Raw genomic sequence first — 21,673 nt, 5'->3', positions numbered from 1 at the left:
CGTGCCCGCCGAGACCCCACCCGACCCGTCGGTGAGCGCAGCCCACCACGACGACGTAGCGCTCACCGACGGCCACGGGTGGGCCAGCGACACCGGTCACGCCGAGGTCCTGTTCCTCTCGGCGCTGCTGTGGGCCACACCCGCCCACCACGACGACCTCGCCGACGTCGTCGGCATGGTCCGCGCCGAGGACTTCTACGTACCCGCCCACGGCGAACTGTTCACGATCATCGCCGAACTCATCGCCGACGGCGCCCACCGCGCGCACGACTCCACCACCGTTGCCCACGAACTACGCCGCCAAGGACGTGCGGCCACCCTCGGCGCCGAGCACCTCACCCGTGCGCTCGTCGCGGCGACCGCCGCCGGCGCCGACGGCATCCAAGCCCGCCACTACGCGGCGATGGTCGTCGCCGATGCCTACCGCCGCCGCTACCGCGCCGCCGGAGACGGCATCACCCACGCCGCCGACCACCTCCCCGAAGCCGAACTGTGGGACTACATGTGCGCCCACGGCATTGCCCTGCGCGAGCACCGCACCCGCCTGTCCGCCCTGCGCCCGAACTGAGCGAAAGGAACACCGCCATGCCCACCGACACCGACACCCGATACCCGGCCGCCGAGCTCGCCAAGCTCCACGCCGACGCCTACACCCTGCGCCACGTCGACAACCTCACCTGGGACCAAGTCGCCACCGCCCTCGACGAACCCGTCGCCGTGGTCAAGGACTGGGCGCAGACCTACATCGACCGCACCGACGCCGCCGCCGCCGAACGACAGATGTCGCTGTTCGACTGACCCCTGCCCGCACCGACCCTCGTCGCCTCGTTCGGAGCTCGCCCATGCGCACCCGCGCCCGTTTCGCTTCCCGCACCGTGCTGCGCCTCGCGCTGCTCGCCGCACCGTCGCGGCAGCCTTCGCGGCTCTCAGCGGCGTCGTCGACGCCCTCCCCGCCCCCGCCGACCTCTGGACACGTGCGACCACTGTTGCCGAGCCGTCGCGATCCTCAGCCGACACCACGCCCGCAGTAGTCACCCGTGTCGTCGACGGTGACACGATCGTCGTCGACACCGACACCGATCCCGCGCTCACCGTGCGCCTGCTCGGCATCGACACCCCCGAGGTCCGCAAACCCCACACCCCGGTCCAACCGTGTGGCCCACAAGCCAGCGACCGCACCCGCGCACTCGCCGCCTCCGGCACCGCCGTGCGCCTCGAGTACGACCCTACCCAAGACCACACCGACCGCTACGGCCGCGCCCTGGCCTACGTCTGGATCGGCGACACCATGCTCAACCACACACTCGTCGCCGAAGGGTGGGCACGCACCTACGTCTACAACCACCAACCCGGCCGCCACGCCGACGCCCTCGACGCCGCCCAGCGCGACGCGCAGGCAGCCCGAGCAGGCGTCTGGGGACAGTGCCCGCGATAATCCGATCCTCAGGCGCGCACAGGCGCGGGCACCAGCAGCGGTGCCGCCATGGTGATCCACCGTCCGGTCCGCACGCGATGGGTCACCGCGAGCGCGATCACGCTCACCGCGGCGATACCCAGCAACACCCAGAAGGCGACTGTGTAGCCCTCACAGATGTTGTATGCGGCGTGCGTCAGAGCGAACGCGATGACCAGTCGGTAGTCGCGCCAGCGCCAGATCATGTAGGCCGACACTGTCGCCCACAAAACCATCCCAATGGCGAGACCGAGCTCGTAGTACACGTGGTACGCCAGCCGCATCGGGACGAGCACGCACAGCGCCGCGATTGGGCCGGCCCCTGTGGGACGTAGCCACATCGCGAGCGCCGCGATCGGGACCGCGACAACAAACACTTCCTCACTGAACCCGGCGCGCAGAGCCGCAAGGACTTCCGCCGCGGGTGGACGTGACGCCGTCGTGCTGGCGTCGACAGCAGACGACGGCTCCACAAAGACCTCGATGAGCCACCCGCTGCCCACGCTGGCGTACACGCTCAGCACGAACACGCTCACGCACGCCAGATAGGTCGACGGCGACAGCGGCGCGCGACGCGTCCACCTCGGCCAGGACCACCACGGACGCCACTCAGCCCCTCCAAGAAGTGGGATCGCGATGACGAACACGAGAGCCGCGAAGACAATCAACGACCAAAGTTCTATGTCAGCGGCGCGCGAGTACGGCTGGGTGGAGGCGCCCTCGCCGAAGCGTTCGATCGAGGTGTAGATACCCCGTCCGAATGCGATCAGATAGGACGCAGCAGCGACGACAAGCGCGGCCACACGTGACGCGATGAATTGCCAACGTACTTGCCGTGTCGGTGCGTCCGAGACTTCAAGCATCGGCTACTCCATCTGGGTCGGGAGGATACGGCGAGGTGCGGTGACGACCCTCTCACTTTGAGCGCCCGGCACTAACACAAGGCGGAGGTCGGTGTCAGAACAGGCCGAGCTGGTCGGCGGGTGTGGACGGCACGGGTTGGAACAGTCGGTGTGCCTGTTCGGGGTCGCCGCCGTCGCGTAGGTAGGTGCGCAGCATGATCGAGCGTGCGGCGCGGTCTATGGCGGTGGTTGGTCGTGATCCGCGGTGGCGGCCGAGACCGACGGCGTAGGTGAGGTTGTTGGTTTGGGTGCCGATGCGCACGTGTGCGGAATCGACGCGCACGCATAGCGGTTCGTTGCAGTAGTGCTCGCCGATGTCGGCGGCGTCGGCGCCCAGGTCGGGGTGTACCAGCAGCAGCGCGAAACGGTGTGCGCTGATCGCCCGTTGGCGGTTGTTGCGGCGGAAGGTGAATCGGCCGTAGCCGTCTGGTGAGCTGATCGCGCCGATCCAGTACCAGCAGCCGCGGGGCGTGAGGACGACGTGCTGCCAGAAGTGTTGCTCGGCGCGAGCATCGGGCATCAGTGTCGGGTCGGTGACCACACCCGGCGACGGCGTCGTGGTGCCGACCGTCAGGTGGGCGGTCGGCACCGCGAACAGACGGAGTTGATCGTGGTCGGGGTCGACACTCATGGCCGAACCGTAGAACGCTAGGCCGACATCACCCCGGGATCGGATGGCTGCTCGGTGCGCGCCTCATCGGCGGCCGCGTCCGGTGTGGCTGGGGCCGGTGTCGACTCCGCACTCGAGGTGACCTTTTTGGTCCCGACGGACAGGCCCGCCTCACGCAGCAAGGTTTTACCTTTGGCTGCGCTGATCTCCACCAGCTCGGCCGCGCCACTAACACTTCCTACGCGCTCGGCGATCGCGGCCAGCGCGGTGGCTTTCGCGTGGGTGGATCGTTCGGTGATCAGTCGCAGTTCTGCTTCGGCAGCGGCGAGTTCGGAGTCGGCCCGCAGGAACTCGGCGATGTTGGCCTCGTTGGCTTCCATCACCCGCAACTCGGCTTCGAGTTTGCGTTCGAGCTTCGCGCGTTCCTCGGCCCGACGCGTTTCCAACGCGGCAAGGGTTCGTTTGCGCGCAGCAGCGCGCGCCTGGCTTCCAGTGAGTTTTGAATTGTTCGACGGCATACCCGACACGATAACGCCGGCCAACGCCCTCTCGCCACCGCCACACGCGCCTTCTCCGTGAGCATTTCATCGTCCCTCCCCTCTCCATCACCCTCGTTTCCCGCCCGCCAATTCCGTTCATCCCCGCCCTCACCTGCACCAACACCCCCGATCACCCCTCATCACGCAACCTCACCCTCGAACGCCAAACCCCTTAACTCCCACACACCTCTTGCATTCCGGATTCGTCCGACGAAATTAATGTGCCAGAATGCAGCCATGGCCGGTGCCGGGACGTGCGATCACTGCGGTGGCGTGCTGCCCGGAGACGGCTCGCCGCGACGCGGACGGCCGCGCCGTTGGTGCTCGACGGACTGCCGCCGCGCGGCATGGGTCCGCCGCCACGACCGGCCCGCCGCGACTGGGATGACCGCCCAGGATGCAGTCGCCCAGGTGCTGGACTCCCCCACCGCCACAGCCGAACTCCTCGCGGGGTTGACGGCGCGGATCGAGGGCGGCGACGAGGTCGCCAGCGGGGTCATTGCCGAGCTGGTCCGGGCGCACCGCGCCAGCGTCCATGCGGTGGCCCGGACCAACGAGCTGCGCCCATTCCGGCGGTGACCTGAGTGACCGCAACCATCCACAAGCTCACCGCCGGCGACGGGTATGAGTACCTGACGAAATCCGTTGCGGCGATGGACGCCACCGACAAAGGGCGGGTGTCTCTGGCCGACTACTACAGCGCCAAAGGTGACTCGCCGGGGCAGTGGATCGGGTCCGGCCTGGCCGGGCTGAGCGACGTCGGATCGGGCCTGGATGTTGCCGATGAGCTCGCCGAGGCGCGCACCGTCGAGGCGGGGTCGATTGTGTCGGCGGCGCAGATGAAGGCACTGTTCGGTGAGGGCCGCCACCCCAACGCCACCGCGATCGAGCAGCACGCCGTGGCCTCCTCGGACTGCCGCGCTGCCCAGGCGTTGGCGGCGACGAAACTGGGCAACGCCTACGCCGTCTACAACGAATTCCCGGAGTTTCTACAGGAACTCGCGGTGGTGTTCCGCGACCACAACCTCGCCCGCGGCGAACGCTGGGATGCGGTCATCGACGACGACACCCGGGCGGCGTTGCGCACCGAGTTGGGGCGCGAGCGATTCACGAAAACCTACCGTCGGCCGCCGCGGGATTCGCGCGAGCTCTCAGGGTTCATCGCGCAGGAAAGCCGTCGGCGTCAGTCGGCGGTTGCCGGCTACGACATGACGTTCAGTCCGGTGAAATCGGTGTCGGCGTTGTGGGCGGTCGCGCCGCTGCCGATGGCTGAGAAGATCGAGGCCGCCCACCGTCAGGCGGTCGCTGATGCACTGGCGTTCATCGAGCGCGAAGCGTGCCTGTCGCGGTTGGGAACCGACGGCATCGCCCAGGTCGACACCGACGGTCTGATCGCTGCAGCGTTTACCCACCGCGACTCCCGCGCCGGGGACCCCGACCTACACACCCACGTCGCCATCTCCAACAAGGTGCGGGTGCGCGACGCCGCCGGGATCACCCGGTGGATGGCCCTGGACGGTACCCCGTTGTTCAAGGCCACCGTGTCGGCCTCGGAGGTGTACAACTCGCGCATCGAGCTGTACCTCCAACGCGATTTGGGGGTGTCGTTCAGCGAACGGTTCTCGGCCGATGTGCGCAAGCGACCTGTCCGCGAGATCGACGGTGTGTCCGCCGAACTGATGGCCCGGTGGTCGTCGCGGCGCGCAGTGATCGAGGAACGAATCGGTGAACTGTCCAAGCAGTTCCTCGCCGATCACGGCCGCGAACCCACAACCGGTGAGGCCTTCGATCTGGCCCAGCAAGCCACCCTGGACACCCGCGAAGCCAAACACGAACCCCGCTCCTACGCCGAGCAGCGCCAGGCGTGGCGGGCCGATGCGCGACGCATCCTCGGCGGCGATCGGGCGATCAGCGACCTCGTGCACGAGGCCACCCATCCACGCCCGCGTACTCGCGAGCACCCGGAGTTCACCGACGAGTTGTGCACCGAGCTCGCCGCCAATTGCATCGAGAACATCTCGGCCACGCGCGCCCGCTGGCAGCGTCCGCATCTGCGTGCCGAAGCCGAACGTCAACTGCGTGCCCGCGACTTCGCCGGCATCACCGACACCGACGAACTCGCCGCCGCGGTCGAGCGCATCGTCGACACCGCACTGGCCGCCGACACCAGCGTCGCGGTGTCCTCTGACGCCCTCGACGGCGACCTCAACGAACCCGAGGTGTTGCGTCGCGCGAACGGCGAATCAGTGTTTGTGCGCCACGACGTCGCGCTGCACACCAGCACCGACATCCTCGCCGCCGAACACCGCATCGTGGCCGCTGCCAAACGCTTCGACGGCCGCCGACTCGACGAGACGACCGTCGACATCGCGTTGCTCGAGCAAGCCGCCAACGGCCGCGAACTCAACGCCGGACAGGCCGCCATGGTGCGCGAACTGGCGACCTCCGGGCGCCGTGTGCAACTGGTCCTCGCGCCCGCCGGTACCGGTAAGACCACCGCCATGCGCACCCTCGCACGGGCGTGGACCGACAGCGGCGGCACCCTCATCGGCCTGGCCCCCACCGCTGCCGCCGCGGCGGTGCTGCGCGAGGAACTGGACACCACCACCGACACTGCCGCCAAACTCGTCCAACTCGCCACCGCGGAACGCGAACTCGCCCAGACCCGCGCCCTGGCCGCCACACCACGCTGGCGCACCATCGGTAAACCCGAGCTCGCCAACAAGGTCGCCGCCGCCAAGAAAACGCTGGCCGACCCGACATATCAGAACCTCACACTGCCCGACTGGTACACCCAGATCGGCCCCGACACCCTCGTCGTCGTCGACGAAGCCGGGATGGCCTCCACGGCCGATCTCGACGAGGTCATTCGGTGCGTGGCCGCCCGCGGTGGCAGTGTGCGTCTGGTTGGCGACGACCAGCAACTCGCCTCGATCTCGGCCGGCGGTGTGCTGCGCGACGTCGCGCACGAGACCGGCGCACTCACCCTGAGCCAAGTGGTGCGGTTCTCCGATGCCGCCGAAGGTGCGGCGTCGCTGGCGCTGCGTGACGGTGACCCCGCCGCCCTCGGTTTCTACGCCGACCACGGCCGCATCCACATCGAATCCGATGCTGCCGCCGCCGATGACGCCTACCGGGCATGGGCACGTGACCGCGCACAGGGCCGCGACACCGTGATGATCGCCGCCACCCGCGACACCGTCAACGCGCTCAACGAACGCGCCCGCGCCGACCGCCTGGCCGCCATCGACCCACACCTGCACGGGCCAGAACTGCGGCTGTCGGACGGGTTGTCGGCCAGCGTCGGCGACATCATCAGCACCCGCAGCAACCGCCGCGACCTACGCGTGTCGGCCACCGACTGGGTCCGCAACGGCGACCGGTGGCGGGTCACCCACATCGGCGCCGACGGCACCCTCACCGCCCAGCACCTCGACCTCAACCGGCACGTGCAGCTACCCGCTGACTACGTCGCCGAACACACCACCCTCGGCTACGCCTCCACCATCCACGCCGCCCAGGGCATGACCGCCGACACCTGCCACGTCATCGGCTCCGACGCCCTAGACCGCCAGCTGCTCTACGTCGCGATGACCCGCGGCCGCCACGGCAACCACATCTACCTGCCCACCACCGAAACCGACCCACACAACGCCACCACCCCCAAGGCCCGCCACCCCCAAACGGGGCTGGAAACCCTGGCGGCGATCCTCGGCCGCGACGGCGCCCAACAGTCGGCGACCACCGCCCAACGCGAAGCCGCCGACCCGTTCCTGCGCCTGGCCCGCGCCGCGGCCGCCTACGACCACGCCCTCGGTGCCGCCGCCGAACACACCCTCGGCGCCAAGGCGCTGCGCGACCTCGAACACGACGCCGACGCCCTCTACAGCACCCACACCGGCACCCCCGCGGGCACGCTCACCGCGTGCGCGGCCTGGCCCACCCTGCGCACCCACCTCGCCACGCTGGCCCTCGGTGGCGACGACCCGATCGCGCGGCTGCAGGCCGCGATCACCCACCGCGAACTGGCCACCGCCGCCGACCCGGCCGCCGTGCTCGACTGGCGACTGGACCCCACCCAACAACACTCCGCAGGCGGCGGGCCCCTGCCCTGGCTGCCGCGGGTCCCCGACGGGTTCGACGACCCCCAGTGGACGCCCTACCTCACCCGCCGCGACGCCCTCGTCACCGACCTCGCCGCCGCCGTCACCGAACGCGCCACCGCCTGGGACGCCACCACCGCCCCCGTATGGGCCCGTCCGCTGCTGCTGGCTGACCCCGAACGCGGCCGCGAGCTCGTCGCCGAACTCGCCGTGTTCCGCGCAGCCCGCTACGTCGACGACACCGACCGGCGTCCCGCCGGACCGCGACCAGATTCCATCGCCCTGGCACGGCGCCACGCCGCGCTGACCGAGCGCGCCGACGCGCTCATCACCACCACCGCCGAGGCCGCCCGCTACGCCGACCTCGCCCGCGACCTCGACCCCCACCTCCTCGCCGACCCGTACTGGCCCGAACTCGCCGACCACCTGGCGCTGGCCGCCCGCGCCGGCATCGACGTGCACGCCCTGGCCCACGACGCCCTCGCCGACAACCCGCTGCCCACCGAAATGCCCGCCGCCGCACTGTGGTGGCGCCTGTCCGGACAGTTGGCGCCCGCCGCCGTCGAAGCCGCCAACACCGGACTGCGCCCCAACTGGGCCGACCACCTCGTCGGGATCGTCGGGGACCGGGCCGCCGAAGCGATCCTCACCGACCGGGCCTGGCCCGCACTCGTGGCCGCGGTCAGCGCCGCCGACCCCGACCAGTGGACCCCCCACGACCTGCTTGACCTCGCCGACACCCTGCTCCACCACGGCGCCGACGACGACCACACCGTGCGGCTCGACGAGTACGCCCGCCTGCTCACCTGGCGGGTCGAACTGCTCGTCACCCACAGCAGCCACGCCACCGACACCACCCCACTACCGCCGGCACCGCCCACCCCTGAAGACGAAGCCGCCGCCGAAGCAGCAGCCGAAGCCGCCGGACTGTCCGACCCATGGGCGCAGGCCAGTGGCCCCGTAGCCGACGTCGACCACGAGCTCGCCGCCGTCGACGAGGACTACCTCGCCGCGCTCACCGACACCGAACCGCCGCCGGACACTGGCGTCGACGTCCTCGATCCGGACGACCTCGACCGCTACGAGGATCTGGCCTTCGACGAGTTCGCCGCTGACGTCGTCGCTGCTGCACCTGATCGGTTCGCCGCGCCGAGTGACCCCGCCGAGTGCATTGCGCTGCGTTATGAACTGACCGCCCAGCTTGCCGAACTCGGCACCGACTTGGCGCAGCTGCGTGAGGCGATCAACGCCGGCACCAGCGCCCACCAGCAGGCCATGGCACCGCATGTCCTGGCGTTGCGCGCTGCTGCCGATCACCAGTTCGCCGCGGCAGCCGATGCCGCAGGCCACCACCACGACCTGATGATGGCCGAACAACTCATCGAAGACCTCACCAACCAGGCATCCGCCCTGCGCCGCACCGCCGCCCAGCTCCGCGCCGCCGACACCACCGACCTCGACCCCCTCAGCGACGATGAAGCACCCGACCTCGCCGCGCTACGCGCCGAGGCTGACGCCACCGCTCTGGACTGGCGCGTCACCGCCGCGGTCGCCGACCGCGACGCCCTCGCCGCCGTCTACGCCGACGCCACTACCCGCCTCGAGGAGGCGATCGCCGAATCCGGTGGTGTCCGCGTCACCGACACCGACGTCGAACTCATGCGCCTGCAAGCCAGCGAACTCGACGAACTCAACCTCGCGGACCTGCGCGGCCGCCGCGCCGACCTCGCCACCCGCATCTATCGAATCGACAACCGCCTCAACCACGTCCACGCCCTCACCCAGACCGCGCACCACCACCGCGACACCTACCTCATGCCCACCACGGCCACCGCGCCCGTCGCTACCCCCGACGCGGTCACACCGTCGGCGACGCAACCCGCCACCGAAGCCACCGCCACCGCGGTCGCCGAACCGGCGGCTAACACCGAGCTAAGCGACTGGCTCCGCGCGGACCCCATCCGCGTCATGAGCGACGACCAGCTCACCGCGCACCTGCGCACCCTCACCCGCCGCCACACCCTCGCCGTCGACGATCTGAGGACCAGCCGACCAGCGCCCGAGCGGACGCCGCGGGTGCGCGCCGAGCACGCCGAACTCGCCGACACCGTCGACCGCATCGCCACCGCCCGCACCACCGGGAATGCGCTCACCGGCGCCGCCGCCCGCGTCACCGACGCACGCGCCGAGCTGGCGGGACTGCCGCCCGCCGGCCGCGGTCGCAAAGCCCGCGTCGAACACGACCAGCACCACCAGCGCCTCACTGAGGCGGTCGCCGCGGCCGAGCGTCAGCACCAGTACCTCGCCGCAGCCCACGAACAGACCAAGCGAGAGGTTGGTGTTCCCGAACACCAGTGGGACGAATTGACCGCCCGCGCCGCCGACACTGCCACGCTTACAGGCGAACTGGCTGCGGCCGAACATGCCGACGCCCGTGCCCGCCAGCTCCACCAGAAAGCCATCGACGACCGTGACGACGCCGCCGCTGCCATCGCTCACGCCCGAGCCGAAGTGGCCCGCCGCGATACGCTTCCGGCCGAAACCCGTGCCGCCGAAGACACCATCCGGGCTCTCATCGCACCGCCGCGTGGTCGCGACGTCTCCACGACAGCCGCACCGCCGTCCTCTACACCTCGCCCCCGCGATCTACCGCCGGAGCGGCATCGAGGCCACGACCACGGCATCGGCGACTAACATGCCCACCTGGTTGGCGCGCAGGAAGGTTCGGCGGTCTCTGAAATACCGAACACTCGGAAGGTCGAACTAAACTAGGTGCCATGACGACCTCGGCTCACCTCAGCCCCTCCATGCGGAGGATGGTTGAGCAGAACGCCGAGGTCGTCCGCCGAATGATGCCGAAGGTTCCGCTAGAGCGCTTCGGCCTAGCCCAAGTCACACCCCAACCGTTCGCATCGCTCGACTATGGGCAGGTCACGGCACTAATGGGCACGCAGCAACGCCTAGCTTCGTCGCTGCGAGGCCTGACCGCCTCGCTGGGCACGATCGAACAATTCTGGTCGTCGTTGATCGAGCGACGACGGGCTATTGGCGCAGCGTGCAGTGCGTTTCTGCAACGGCGCGCTGTCCGGGGACCGAAATCCTTCACCGACGGTCTGGCGGCGGTCCGGGCCGCCCGCGAGCACTCCGCTTGGCTTTTCGCTGTCTCAGTTGCGCTCGCGCTTAAAACTCTTTTGCAGCACCGCAATTCCCGTCCACGGGCGCCCGGTCACGAAGTGGCCACCCAGCCGCGAGTGGTTCGCGGACCCACATCCCACGAGGTTTCCCAGCCGATTACCCTCGTGGGACCTTGCATCGTGCACCTAGCCGCCTAACCCGGTGTCTGTAGGCGCGTTGCGCTGTCCCCTTCTTCCAAGGAGACAGACCTCGTGTCGTCACTCAACATCTCGTTCTCGCCCACTGCGGTTTTCATCTTCGCCGCCGTCACTGTCGTCATCGCAGGCGCGATCGTGTTCTCGGCTACCTGCACCGCGCTATGGAGCTCCGATCCGGCCCAACGCGAGCACGCACGGCTCGTCCTGGCCGATCTACTCCACACCGTTCGCGTCCTGGGACGCGGAGACAACGGCGAGCCGCGGTCATGACCACAACCACATCCCGACGTCCGGTCGGGCGGCCACCGCTGTGCTCACCCTCCACTGCCCAGGCGATCGCAGACTGGCACGCACGCGGTTACAGCGACCAGCAGATTGCCGACCGCCTCAACCACGCCGGCGTCCCGACGCCCTCCGGCGGGACGGACTGGACTCGCCAGCATGTCTGGCGGCTCCTAGGCACGGTGCACGTGCGGAAGTACGCGCGTCCAGCAGGGTCTGAGATGTAGCGGCAGTGAGGTCCCGGCCGGGGCTCTCCCCGGCGGTGCTACCAGATGTCGATGGTCTTCCATTTGCCTGCCTGCACTAGGCCGTCAATGTCTTCCCTGGTGAGGCGAACATAATGTCCCGGGGAGACAGGAGTGTCAGTCGGAATTCTGTCGGCGCGCACAGGACGCAGCTTCCCACTCAACCAGCCCACCAACGCTGGTTCGCGGTCGGCGTCGACGCAGCGCTCCCATTGCAGCACTTTGCAATAGCAGGTCGTGGTCTCTACCGCACCGGTTGCAAACCCGCTCGTCACGTCTACAAGCAGCCACCAATCCCCGCCGTCGGTGAGGACCGGTGGTGGCGTGCGGTCGAACATCAGATGGTGCCCCTTATCGTGTGCGGTCGTAGTTGACGGTCGACGAAAACACTTCTGCTGACTGCTATTGCGATAGTGGACGATCGTCGTCTGGGCGGTCAGATCGGTCGGCGGCTCGTTGCTGTTCGCGGGCGGTCTGGCGTTGTTGTTCGGCGCGATCGCGCACCTGCCGGAGGAACTCTCGGTCTGCCTCGGGGTCTTGCGGGATGTAGCGGCCGGGGTGGTCGTATTCCGGGAACTCGCTGGCCGCACCCGAATGCTGCCGGTGTGGTCGTTCATCGCCCACGGGACGTCCGACCGCCAGCCACACCAGCGCACCGACCAACGGCAGCATCACCACCAGGATTACCCAGGCGAATTTGGGTAGCCCGCGCACGGCGGCGTCGTCGGTGTTGATGATGTCGATCAGTGCGATCACCAGGATCACCAGGTAGATCAACCCGAGATACGGCACGTCCACTCCCTCTTCTTCACGTCGGTCACCACACCTGCTGTATCCACAGCGGATGCCCGTTCAGGCTCCTGGTTCGGTCAATGTAGACCGCGATTACGACCCTCCCGCCCGGGTGGGCGGCGGCCTCGGAGATGACCTGGTGACCGGTCACGTCATTCCAGCTGGCGGCCTTTTCCGGACGGTAGTACGCCCTGGCGCGATAGCGGGAGTCGGTTTCGAGGATGACGCCCCAGTAGTCGTTGCCCAGTAGGGCGTTGATGACCCGGCCGGCGCCGAGGTGGGCGGCGGTCACGGTGTCGGCGTGGCTGAGTTCGATCACCACCACACCCGGTTGCGACGTCTCGACGATCCGCGCGGCCTGCGCCGGCGGACTGGACAGCACCGCCCCACCGGTAGCTACCGCGAGACTGAGCGCCGCACCCGCCACCCCCGCGCGTATCCCCGACCTCGTCAGCATCGTGTATTCCCTTTCATAACCCCAACCTTTGCCATCGCGAATGGTAGTGCCAGGACGTCCACCCCGTCGACGCCTCAGTTCGCAACGCGGTGAACGTCACTGTTGACCAGCACCGCCCGCTCGACAGCGTCGGTCCGTCCGATCGCCCGAACGGCAAAGGGTCGCGCAGGCAGTTCCTGCGCGACCCTTTGTGTGGTCAGCGGACTTTACGTAGGTAGACGTCGCCGGTGGGGACGCCGCCGGCGAACAGAACACCTTTGTAGCCGTGTGGTGTCTTGCGTAGTTCGACGCGGGAGTACCAGTGCGCGACTGGGTCACCGGCGATCGAGACGATGCCGCCGTTGCGGGTCTGGGTGATGTGGCTGTTGGTGGCATTCCACGGTCCGACGCCGTAGATGTCTTGGAACAGACGGTTGCCGATCACCCGCGCGTTGGACTCCGGGTATGGGATGACGCCGTACATGACCAGCTGGTACTTATATCGGCCGTCGTCGATCTTCGCGTGCGCTTGCCCACTACCGAGGCCGAGACCAGTGGCGAGGCCGGCGGTGATGAGAAGTCCGGCGACGATGGTCTTGACGGCGGTGGAGAGTCGAGCTGTTTGCAAAAGCATGAAGTCACGTCCTGTTCGGTGTCGGTTGCTGGTGATGGGTGCGCGGGTGTGGCGGTTCGCTTCTATCACGAACCCGGGACAGGCGATGCTGGTCGCGCGTGGCGAGCCACGCCTGTCCGGTGGGTCACCGCTGCGGGGTGGGCTTGTGCTCCTGGGGACCTGGTGATCTTGACGCGGCCGGTTCTTGTGAGCGGTTGCCCCTTGTCGTCGAGTCATGTCCGAGGCGGCCTGCTCGAGATCAGCTCCGGCCGGGCCGACAACCGCATCGGGGGTGCGACAGCGAGCTCGCACCTGCCATCGCCTCCGTCTGCGCGCGGTGAACGTCCCTGTCGCCTCACAGGTCCAGGTCCGGGTCGCGTTGGGGCTGTGTCCCGTTATCGAGTGGGTCGTGGGGCGGGGGCTGTGATCCGGTGTTCTCTGTGCGTTCTGCCTCTGGTGGGGGTCGGGTGTCGGCGAGCAGTGTCCCGATTCCCGGTTCTGCTGTGGTGGCCTCCTTCTCGGCCTGGTAAAGCTCCGCTTGGCGTTGGTGGGAGCGCTTCATCACGGCGATGTACTCGTCGGCATGGTCGAGTCCTGCTTCTTCGACCATGACCGGTGTCGGGTTGAGTTCCAGACTCCAGCCGGGTTCACGACCGGCACTACGCATCCGTTCCTCGGCAGCCTGGCGGGCGGCGACCGCTTCCTCGGACTGTTGGGCCCGTTCGATCTCCATCCGCAGTTGTCGTAGCCGAACCTGCTTGGTCTGCAACTCATCCGCCCGGGTGAACGGTGCGTCGATACGCGGAGCGTTCACCTCGACTTCGCGGCGGTAGCTGGCGATGTCGGCGACCAGTTGAGCACGGGTGTCGTCGAGGCCCGTGTACAGGTTCTCCAGACGGGTGGCGAGCCCCGACGCGGTCGCGGTGCGCCGCTCGGCAGTGGTGAACACCTGGGAGGCGTCGAGGGTGAACCCTGGTCGCCCAGGACAATCGAGCCACACGTGGACCTTGTCCTGGGCGAACTCGCGCGAGACGTGCGCCTGAAGCCCTGACGGTATCGACGCGATCGGCATGGCATGCTTCACGCCGGCACCTTTGAGCTCGTGGTAGACCGCGGTCACCCGCGACAACAGCGCCTCGGACCGCTCCGGACGCTTCGATAGAGGACGGGCCCCGGTGACGACGAACTCCTTGCCGGCATCAATCCACTCCTGGTGACCGGCCAGCAGAACGTCGAGCTTGGCGATGTTGTCTTCCAGCCGTGGGATGGCCCGGTCGGCGGCGGCCACGACGCGTCGCGCGTGGGAGCGGGAGTCGGCGTGGGCGCTGGCCAGTGCGGACAGGCTTTTCACCTCGTCTTCCAGGGTGGCCATTTCGAGGAACCGTTCGTCGCCGGTCGCGGCGGCTTTGGTCGCCGCAGCCGCTTCGGACAGTGAGTCGTCGGCGATGTCGTCGACTTCGGTGACGTCGTCGAGTTGGCCGCGTTTGGCCTGTTCGATGAACGCCGCCTTGGACTCGACTTTCGACCACATGACGGTGTCGGTGGTGCCTGCGGTGACGTAGTTCAGAATTTCGATCCGCGGATTCTGGTTGCCCTGGCGGATGATCCGGCCTTCGCGTTGCTCGAGATCGGCGGGCCGCCACGGTACGTCCATGTGGTGCAGACCGATGAGGCGACCTTGGACGTTCATGCCGGTACCCATCTTCGAGGTCGACCCGACCAGCACAGCGATCCGACCAGCGCGGCAGTCGGCCTGCAACGCCAGTTTCTGCGACGGCGACTTGGCGTCGTGGATGAACGCGATCTTCTCCGCGGGCACCTGATACTGCTCGACGAGAAGGTCTTTGAGGTTTGAGTACACCGACGGGCCGTCGGGCCGCGGGGTGCCGCGATCACAGAACACTAGCTGCAACGCCCCGCGGATCGGGGACCGCTCCCCTTCCTCGGTGAGGTATTCGTTGTCGGCGTTTGCGTGGTAGATGCGGGCGACCTGTTCGGCCACGGCATCGGCGCGGGTGTTTCCCGGATCCGGGTCGAGGTTGGCCAGCGCCGGGTCGAGCGCAACGTTGCGGCCGTCGTTGAGGATCTTGAGCACGTTGTCGATGTCGGCGCGTCGCGGGTCGAGATTGTCGGCCCGATAGTCCAGGTCGGCGATGAAATCGCGCCGCTCCTGACCGGGTGTGCTGGTGATGATCTGCCGCCCGTCATGGGTGGGCAGATTGGCTGGGACCTGTTCACGGACAACGACGTCGGTGTACTGGGCGGCCATGGCGAACATCTCTTTGGGGTTGGCGAACGCCGACACCTTCGACACGACACGCAGTTTGGTGCCGGTGGCGTTGGGGATCGTCTCGGAGCGGGTCGCGGTGAACGACGCCGCCCAGTCGGTGATCGAGCGGACCCCGGCCGCCTCCAGCACATCCGGGCGTAGGTATTGCTGCATCACCCACGACTCGGCGAGTGAGTTCGCGATCGGGGTGCCGGTGGCGAACGTCGCGACCCGCTCAGCGCCCGGGGTGATGACCCGCCCGGCCGCGACCGCCTGGTGTTGGCGGCGTTCACGCAGGTAGTCCAGCTTCATCGACAGGTCCTCGGCCTTGTTCGACCCGGTCAGTGACAGCGAGTCGATCGCGCACTGGCGGCCCTTGTTTTTGTACTCGTGGGCCTCGTCGACGAACAGATAGTCCGCGCCGGTGTCTTCGAACAACACCCCGTGGTCCTTCTTGGCCTGATCGGTCGCGGCGTCGAGTCGTTTCTGGAGCTGTTTCTTGGCGCGTTCGATCTTCTTGACGGTCGCCTGGGTCATGTCGCCTGCGCTCGCAGACAATTCGGCGTCGAGTTCGGCGAGCTGGCCGGCGATGTAGTCGACACGGCGTTGCGGGTGGACCCGGATCGCGGAGAACACCGAGGCTGGGATGATGACCATGTCCCAGTCGCTGGTCGCGGTCTGGGCGGCGAACACGCGGCGGTCTTCAGGTGACATTCCTTTGCGCCCCACGAGCACGTTGGCCGCGGGGTACCACATCTTCACTTCTCGGCCGAACTGCTCGATGAGGTGGGTGGGCACCACGATCCACGGCTGATTCACCAGGCCGCGGCGTTTGAGCTCCATCGCCGACATGAACATCGTGCCGGTCTTGCCAGCGCCGACCACGTGATCGAGCAGCACCGTCGGCTCGGCGAGAATCCGCGCTACCGCATCGCGTTGGTAGGGGTGCGGCTCGAATACCGGGGACAGACCGGGCAGTGCCAGCCGTGATCCGTCGTGTTCGGGGCGGACCCAGGTGTTGAAGCGGCGGTTCCATTCGGCGACGAGGCGGTCGCGGCGCTCATCATCCGACCACAGCCACGACCGGAACTCGGTGGTGATCTTCTCTGCTTGGACCTGGGCGAGGATGGTGGCCTGGGCATCGACTTCTGGTGCCCCCTCTTCCTGCGCCGGCCCTGAGTTCTTGACCACGATCGACCGTTGGTTGAGCAGCATTTCGGTGATGTCGATCGCATCGAGCGCCTTGTTCTTCCTGTCCGCATTGTCGGCGCCGTACTCGGTGCGCATCAGCGCGCTGTTGCGTTCGTCAGGTGGCACCTCGACGCCCCACGAACCGGCCGCGCGCGTCACTCGGGCACTCGTGGCGCCGAAGGTTTCGCGCACGAACGCTTCGTAGTCGCGCGGCTCGATCCAAGTCGGTCCGAGTTTGACTGACCCGATCTGGGAGGGTTGCTTGTCGTCCGGAATCACCTGCGCCAGTGCTTGTGTTAGCTCTGCCCAGTCCCGGTTACCGGGATCGGCGCGGGCGGCTTCGGCGGCGCGGGCGTGTTTGGCGCGCACGTTGCCCGACAACGCTGTGGGCGCGGGTATCAGATCTTCGGGCATGTCTGGATCGGCGTAGACCAGCCCACGGATCGACTCGCGCGCTTGGGCGGCGGGTTGGTCGAGCAGTTCGGCGACGCGGTCGAGATCGACTCGGCCGCGTTCACCGAGACTGATCGCGACGGCTTCGGCCGGGGTGTCCGCGCGTGACACCGGGACCGGCGCGACGACGACGTCGCGGGAGAACACCGCGGTCTTGCTGACTGTGCCGGTCTGGTCGTCGTAGCGTTCCAACGCCAGCACGCCGGCCATCCCCGGGTCGGCGCGGACCGCCTCGAGATGGGTTTGGCGCCGCGAGGGTGCGCTGACCTGCCATGCCTTCTCATCGAGCTCGGCCGCCACATCCTCGGGCAGGGGGCCGGGATAGTCGGCGCCGTCGGCGTCGCGATTGGCGGTCCGCCACTTGCCTTCGAGTTCTACGAACTTCTTCGCGGCTTCCTCGGCGGTGCGTTCCTTGCCGCCCACCAGCTTCGCCCGGTTCACCGGGCCGTAGGTGTTGAGGTAGGCGTCGTAGACCTCGTTGAGGTCCGCGCGCAGCGCGTCACGCTCTGCGCGGCTGCTCTGGGTGCGTTGGGCGGCGATTGTGGCCGCGAACAGGTCACGCAGCCGCAACAGGTGTCGGGTCTCGGTGGTGCGGGTCGCGGGCACCTTCATTGGCTCGTCGCCGTCGATCCCGCGGCGGGTGAACACCCCGGTGGTCTCGTCGTAGCTGACGTGCCCGATCGGGATGTCCTCGCCGTAGAGGGCGTCGGTGTCCAGGGCGCCGGCGGTGAACTCCATCCCGGCTGTGGCGGTGTCGTCGGCGAGGAACAGTCCGTCGCCGCGTTCCAGTGCGGCGTCGACGATGTTGGTCAGTCGGTCGTCGAGGTCGGCGGCGACATCGTTGCCGGGGTCGGCGGCCACGACGAGCATCCCGTCGCGGTAGAGCCCGCGATCGACACGCATCGTGCCCAGCACATGCTCGGGGTGGGTGGTGAAGTAGCGGTTCACCCCAATCTCGGTGGTCTCGCCGGTCCGGTCAGGGAGGGCGACGAGGTCAGAATGCAGCCAGTCGGCGTCCGCGGGTGCGGCGGCGTCGGACTCGCGGCGGCGGAACACCAAGACGTCGGTGACGACCTGGGTGCCGGCGACCCGTTCGAATGCGGTCGAGGGCAACCGCACCGCGCCGACGAGGTCGGCGACGGCGTGCATGTCGCGGCGCGCCTTGTCCGAGGCCGCGTCTAAGGTCCCGGCGGTGGTGATCGCCATGACGTAGCCGCCGGGGGCGGTGAGGTTGAGCGACTTGAGAAGGAAGTGGTTGTGGATGCGGTGGCGGGCCGGATTGTGGATCGGGTCGTGCACCGTGAACCCGCCGAACGGGACGTTGCCGATCACCGCGGCGAACGAGCCGTCCGGGACGCGGGTGGTCTCGAAACCCTCCAACCGTACTTGGGCGTCGGGGTAGAGCAGATGGGCGATCTGAGCGGTCGTCGGGTCGAGCTCCACCCCCACCATCTGTGCGCCGGGCGGGGCGAGACCGATGAACGTGCCGCTGCCGCAGCCGGGTTCGAGGACCAGTCCCTCGTCAAACCCAGCGCGACTCATCGCCGACCACATCGTCTGAGCGATCGCGGGATCGGTGTAGTGGGCGTTGAGCGTGGAGGCCTTCGCTTGGCGCCACTGCTCCGAATCCAACAGGACACGCAACTGGTCACGTTCGGGTGCCCACTCCGACTTGGACTCGTCGAAGATGTCGGCCGCGGCACCCCACCCCGACCACCGCGCCAGGACCTCGTGCTCGGCCGCTGTCGCCGGGCGTCCGGTGCGCGCTGTCTCGATGAGGACCTCGAGTGCGGCGATGTTGGCGCGAGCACGCGACTTGGCACCAGACGGCACCAGCACCGTCCCCGGATGCGTGAACCGGGTTGCAGGCCCCACATCAGCAGCTATAGACGTGGTGGTCTCGTCGATGGCCGCGGAGCTCGACGGCTCCGGTTCCGGTGTGTCCGAGTCGGGGGTGGGGTCGGGTTCGAGGCCGGCCACCACATGGTCGGCCTTGACGTAGACGACCGAGCCGTCCGGGCGGCGTGCCGGGGCGACTCGGGTGCTCGCCCACGCGGTCAGCGGCAACCCCGTCTCGGACTGCGGCACCTGCGGCAGCGCGTCGTCGGCCTTCGGCGGCAGCGGCGTGCCGCCTGGGTCGACGACGGCGGGGTCAGTCGGGATCCGCAGATCGTCCAGCGACTCAAACAGCAGTCCCTGGCCGTCGTCGACTACCTCCGCGCGGGCTCGGCGTCGGCGCGATCCTGATCGGCCAGCGCTGCGGCCACCATCGCGGTCAGCTCGGGAACCAGCGGATGTTCCGGCCCGTCGGGCACCGGCAGTCCGTCGGTCAGACGTGCTTGCAGCAGCTGTTCGGCCCACACCTGAAACCGCGGCGTCTGCTCCGGCCACACCTGCTCGGTCAGTCGTTCGGTCTCCGGGGTCGCCTCGATCGCCCACGCCGTCAGCCACCGCTGCATCCCGGTCATCGTGTCCGGGTTCGGCTCGTCGTCCGGCTGGTCGTCGTCCTCGGGACTGCTGAATCCCTCCCACAACGTCGCCAGCACCGTCTCCTCCGCCGAGTACCGGGCCTGCTGATACAGCCGCTGCGTCGTCAGCACGTCCGGGTCCTTGCCCCCGTGCTGGTCCTTCCACGCCGCGATCGTCGCCAGTTCCGTCTGTGACTGCGTCTGAGCGATCTCGGCCTGCAGCCGGGTCACTTCCGCGGTCAGGAAGTCCTCGAACTGCGTGCGGTCCATCTGCGTCAGTTCCTGGGCGTACCGCTCGGTCAGTGCCGTGCGCAGATCGTGAAACATCGGTGTCCTCCTCGGTGTGGGTATCCATAGTGCTCTGCGGTGCCGACATCCGCTGCCCGGATGGGTCGGTGTCGGCGAGCAGATCGAACAGATTGGGGGCGTTGTCCTCAGGGGTGGCGTTGCGTGCCATGCGTCGAGCTCCTACCAAAGTGAGGTCCACTCCCGGCCCGGACTGCGCCGGGGCGAGGGTGGGTGGCTATCGTTTCTCACTGGTCAGAGGCTCGATCTCTGGCCGATCAGTGCCCTGGCAGGTGTGTCCAGCACCTGTCAGGGCCTGAGTCATCTCACGGCGGGTCCTCGCCGTCGCCGGGATTAGGCATCAGGGCACTCGACCAACGGTGCGGGCTGGGTGGTGATCCGTACGTGCGTGGCGTGGTTGGCGATTGGGCTGCCGCGGTCTTCCATCGGTTGCGCTCGCGGATGCACGGTCGGGTCGCCCGGCCAGTAGGTGCGGTTGAACAGCACGTACTCGACGCGGTTGACGGCGGCGTCGCGCTGCACTGCGGTAGCGATGCGGGCACCGAGAGCGCGGCCGGCATCGGTGGCCCAGTTGTTGATCCCGACTAGCACCACGCGGCCGCGGTCAGCTGGTGGGCTGGTATCGGTGGTCGGGCGTACCGATACTTCGGTCTGCGGATACTGCTCTTGCAACCGCTCAGCCAGGGCGACCGCGGTCTGGGTGCACCCCACGGTCTGGGGCGACGATGACCTGCCCCTATCACCGGCCGCGCAGCCTGCGACTGATGTGACGCCGATCAGCGCTGCCACCAGCAACGCCACTGGCTGGCTGGCCATGCGATACCGGCCGCCGACAACCTGTGTCGCCATCGCTCATTCACCCCGCAGGTGGCCGTCGGACTCGATCGACTCGCCGATCATCTGGCCATCCCGGTGGCCGTCGTCAGTGCCCGCAGCGGCGCGGTCCTCGGCGAGTGTGTGTAGCCACGACCACACCTGTTCGCCCCCGTCGGAGGTCCAGAGGTCGCGAATCGCGAGGAACAGACCGACGATGACCGCCGCGATGCCGATGTTGGCAAGGAAGGTCGACGACACCGACCGTCGGTAGGGCTGCCAGCCGGGTCCCATCGCTGGACCAGGAAACGATGCGAGAGGGATGGCGATCACGATGGGTCTCCTTCGGACGCGGTGATGTGGAGGTGTCGGTCAGTCGTCATGGTGTGCTCCGTCGTGATCAGGTCTGTGGTGGTGTCTGGGGGGTGGGCGGCGTTGACGCAGTGCGGCTTTGGTGACGACGATGACGCCGGTGATGGCTCCGACCATCAGCAGCACGAAGCAGCCGACGAGCGCCCAGTGCACTAGTGGTGTTGGTGGCATGGCTGGCTCGTCTCGTCGTGTTACGCGGCGGTGGTGTGGTCGGCGGGTGGGTCGAACCATCCGGGCGGTGGTGGAGTGCTCGCGTCGGTGAGTGTGTCTGTGGTGGTGTGTTTTTCGGGGGTGCACAGATACAGCGGACCGTTTTCGGCGGTGAGTGTTCGCCAGTGGGCGTCGAGGTGGGCGGTCCACCACGACGACAGTGCGGCGGGGTCTTCGCTCAGGCGGGCGGCGGCCTTAACCCCGAATCTTGGACACTGGGTGGGATTCATGCAGCGGTCAACAGTGTAGCACTGTAACGGTTTTCGTAGTTGACGGGTGACAGA

Annotated in this window: 19 protein-coding genes; 7 read left to right on the top strand and 12 right to left on the bottom strand. The window is 68.1% G+C overall.

The features are described from left to right. Position 1 precedes the first annotated feature (1 nt). The 3 genes from ACIGKQ_RS22975 (at position 2) to ACIGKQ_RS22965 (ending at position 1,435) form a co-directional block, all read left to right on the top strand. Positions 2-568 carry a DnaB-like helicase N-terminal domain-containing protein gene (locus tag ACIGKQ_RS22975; protein WP_075862469.1) on the top strand — a complete coding sequence of 189 codons (567 nt, stop codon included), beginning with the start codon at positions 2-4 and terminating at the stop codon, positions 566-568. A gap of 17 nt (positions 569-585) precedes the next feature. Continuing rightward, positions 586-798, top strand: coding sequence for a hypothetical protein (locus tag ACIGKQ_RS22970; protein ID WP_075862468.1), 213 nt, complete (start codon positions 586-588; stop codon positions 796-798). 295 nt (positions 799-1,093) lie between these two features. Further along, entirely contained in the window at positions 1,094-1,435 is a 342-nt protein-coding gene (locus ACIGKQ_RS22965; protein WP_075862467.1) for a thermonuclease family protein, read from the top strand. 8 nt (positions 1,436-1,443) lie between these two features. Here ACIGKQ_RS22965 and ACIGKQ_RS22960 read toward each other — a convergent pair whose 3' ends face one another. The 3 genes from ACIGKQ_RS22960 to ACIGKQ_RS22950 form a co-directional block, all read right to left on the bottom strand. Next, complete coding sequence (locus ACIGKQ_RS22960) at positions 1,444-2,316, bottom strand: hypothetical protein (protein ID WP_139319393.1); 873 nt, start codon at positions 2,314-2,316, stop codon at positions 1,444-1,446. 94 nt (positions 2,317-2,410) lie between these two features. Continuing rightward, positions 2,411-2,986 carry a hypothetical protein gene (locus tag ACIGKQ_RS22955; RefSeq protein WP_075862465.1) on the bottom strand — a complete coding sequence of 192 codons (576 nt, stop codon included), beginning with the start codon at positions 2,984-2,986 and terminating at the stop codon, positions 2,411-2,413. A 17-nt stretch (positions 2,987-3,003) separates the two neighbouring features. Further along, positions 3,004-3,483, bottom strand: coding sequence for a hypothetical protein (locus ACIGKQ_RS22950; RefSeq protein WP_139319392.1), 480 nt, complete (start codon positions 3,481-3,483; stop codon positions 3,004-3,006). Positions 3,484-3,741: 258 nt separating this feature from the next. Between ACIGKQ_RS22950 and ACIGKQ_RS22945 the strand changes: the two genes are divergently transcribed. From ACIGKQ_RS22945 to ACIGKQ_RS22930, 4 genes are all read left to right on the top strand, one after another. Next, positions 3,742-4,083: a hypothetical protein gene (locus tag ACIGKQ_RS22945; RefSeq protein ID WP_262338810.1), complete on the top strand. Its 342-nt coding sequence runs from the start codon at positions 3,742-3,744 to the stop codon at positions 4,081-4,083. Between the two features lie 5 nt (positions 4,084-4,088). Further along, on the top strand, positions 4,089-10,301 hold the full coding sequence (mobF, locus tag ACIGKQ_RS22940) for a MobF family relaxase (protein ID WP_396575031.1): 6,213 nt from the start codon (positions 4,089-4,091) through the stop codon (positions 10,299-10,301). 692 nt (positions 10,302-10,993) lie between these two features. Then, positions 10,994-11,209: a hypothetical protein gene (locus ACIGKQ_RS22935; protein ID WP_075862460.1), complete on the top strand. Its 216-nt coding sequence runs from the start codon at positions 10,994-10,996 to the stop codon at positions 11,207-11,209. Further along, positions 11,206-11,448 carry a recombinase family protein gene (locus tag ACIGKQ_RS22930; RefSeq protein ID WP_075862459.1) on the top strand — a complete coding sequence of 81 codons (243 nt, stop codon included), beginning with the start codon at positions 11,206-11,208 and terminating at the stop codon, positions 11,446-11,448. The genes ACIGKQ_RS22935 and ACIGKQ_RS22930 overlap by 4 nt, the downstream gene beginning before the upstream one ends. 38 nt (positions 11,449-11,486) lie before the next feature. Here the strand turns inward: ACIGKQ_RS22930 and ACIGKQ_RS22925 are convergent, their stop codons facing one another. The 9 genes from ACIGKQ_RS22925 to ACIGKQ_RS22885 all read right to left on the bottom strand — a co-directional run bounded on the left by ACIGKQ_RS22925 (position 11,487) and on the right by ACIGKQ_RS22885 (position 21,619). After that, positions 11,487-11,804: a hypothetical protein gene (locus tag ACIGKQ_RS22925; protein ID WP_075862458.1), complete on the bottom strand. Its 318-nt coding sequence runs from the start codon at positions 11,802-11,804 to the stop codon at positions 11,487-11,489. A 64-nt stretch (positions 11,805-11,868) separates the two neighbouring features. Further along, positions 11,869-12,258, bottom strand: a complete 390-nt coding sequence (locus ACIGKQ_RS22920; RefSeq protein WP_075862498.1) for a PLD nuclease N-terminal domain-containing protein — start codon at positions 12,256-12,258, stop codon at positions 11,869-11,871. A gap of 25 nt (positions 12,259-12,283) precedes the next feature. Then, complete coding sequence (locus ACIGKQ_RS22915) at positions 12,284-12,715, bottom strand: hypothetical protein (protein ID WP_139319391.1); 432 nt, start codon at positions 12,713-12,715, stop codon at positions 12,284-12,286. Between the two features lie 196 nt (positions 12,716-12,911). Further along, positions 12,912-13,328: a hypothetical protein gene (locus tag ACIGKQ_RS22910; protein ID WP_075862456.1), complete on the bottom strand. Its 417-nt coding sequence runs from the start codon at positions 13,326-13,328 to the stop codon at positions 12,912-12,914. A 334-nt stretch (positions 13,329-13,662) separates the two neighbouring features. After that, the gene (locus ACIGKQ_RS22905) at positions 13,663-19,308 is read right to left on the bottom strand and encodes a DEAD/DEAH box helicase family protein (protein ID WP_258325152.1); all 5,646 of its coding nucleotides are present in this window, start codon (positions 19,306-19,308) and stop codon (positions 13,663-13,665) included. A 122-nt stretch (positions 19,309-19,430) separates the two neighbouring features. Further along, positions 19,431-20,015, bottom strand: coding sequence for a hypothetical protein (locus ACIGKQ_RS22900; protein ID WP_075862455.1), 585 nt, complete (start codon positions 20,013-20,015; stop codon positions 19,431-19,433). 312 nt (positions 20,016-20,327) lie between these two features. Beyond that, the gene (locus ACIGKQ_RS22895; RefSeq protein ID WP_139319390.1) at positions 20,328-20,843 is read right to left on the bottom strand and encodes a hypothetical protein; all 516 of its coding nucleotides are present in this window, start codon (positions 20,841-20,843) and stop codon (positions 20,328-20,330) included. A gap of 3 nt (positions 20,844-20,846) precedes the next feature. Further along, positions 20,847-21,140, bottom strand: a complete 294-nt coding sequence (locus ACIGKQ_RS22890) for a hypothetical protein (protein WP_139319389.1) — start codon at positions 21,138-21,140, stop codon at positions 20,847-20,849. A gap of 230 nt (positions 21,141-21,370) precedes the next feature. After that, positions 21,371-21,619: a DUF4913 domain-containing protein gene (locus tag ACIGKQ_RS22885; protein ID WP_396575030.1), complete on the bottom strand. Its 249-nt coding sequence runs from the start codon at positions 21,617-21,619 to the stop codon at positions 21,371-21,373. Positions 21,620-21,673 lie beyond the last annotated feature (54 nt).

Origin of the sequence: Gordonia sp. NPDC062954, assembly GCF_044543825.1 — a bacterium.
GTDB classification, from domain to species: domain Bacteria; phylum Actinomycetota; class Actinomycetes; order Mycobacteriales; family Mycobacteriaceae; genus Gordonia; species Gordonia tangerina.
Note: the sequence above shows the minus strand (reverse complement) of the source record. Positions and strands in the feature narration are given on the sequence as shown.

Coding starts and splice junctions, on each gene's coding strand:
- ACIGKQ_RS22970 (WP_075862468.1), top strand. CDS start 586: ATGCCCACCGACACCGACACCCGATACCCGGCCGCCGAGCTCGCCAAG.
- ACIGKQ_RS22960 (WP_139319393.1), bottom strand. CDS start 2,316: ATGCTTGAAGTCTCGGACGCACCGACACGGCAAGTACGTTGGCAATTC.
- ACIGKQ_RS22955 (WP_075862465.1), bottom strand. CDS start 2,986: ATGAGTGTCGACCCCGACCACGATCAACTCCGTCTGTTCGCGGTGCCG.
- ACIGKQ_RS22950 (WP_139319392.1), bottom strand. CDS start 3,483: ATGCCGTCGAACAATTCAAAACTCACTGGAAGCCAGGCGCGCGCTGCT.
- ACIGKQ_RS22945 (WP_262338810.1), top strand. CDS start 3,742: ATGGCCGGTGCCGGGACGTGCGATCACTGCGGTGGCGTGCTGCCCGGA.
- ACIGKQ_RS22930 (WP_075862459.1), top strand. CDS start 11,206: ATGACCACAACCACATCCCGACGTCCGGTCGGGCGGCCACCGCTGTGC.
- ACIGKQ_RS22925 (WP_075862458.1), bottom strand. CDS start 11,804: ATGTTCGACCGCACGCCACCACCGGTCCTCACCGACGGCGGGGATTGG.
- ACIGKQ_RS22915 (WP_139319391.1), bottom strand. CDS start 12,715: ATGCTGACGAGGTCGGGGATACGCGCGGGGGTGGCGGGTGCGGCGCTC.
- ACIGKQ_RS22910 (WP_075862456.1), bottom strand. CDS start 13,328: ATGCTTTTGCAAACAGCTCGACTCTCCACCGCCGTCAAGACCATCGTC.
- ACIGKQ_RS22900 (WP_075862455.1), bottom strand. CDS start 20,015: ATGTTTCACGATCTGCGCACGGCACTGACCGAGCGGTACGCCCAGGAA.
- ACIGKQ_RS22895 (WP_139319390.1), bottom strand. CDS start 20,843: ATGGCGACACAGGTTGTCGGCGGCCGGTATCGCATGGCCAGCCAGCCA.
- ACIGKQ_RS22885 (WP_396575030.1), bottom strand. CDS start 21,619: ATGAATCCCACCCAGTGTCCAAGATTCGGGGTTAAGGCCGCCGCCCGC.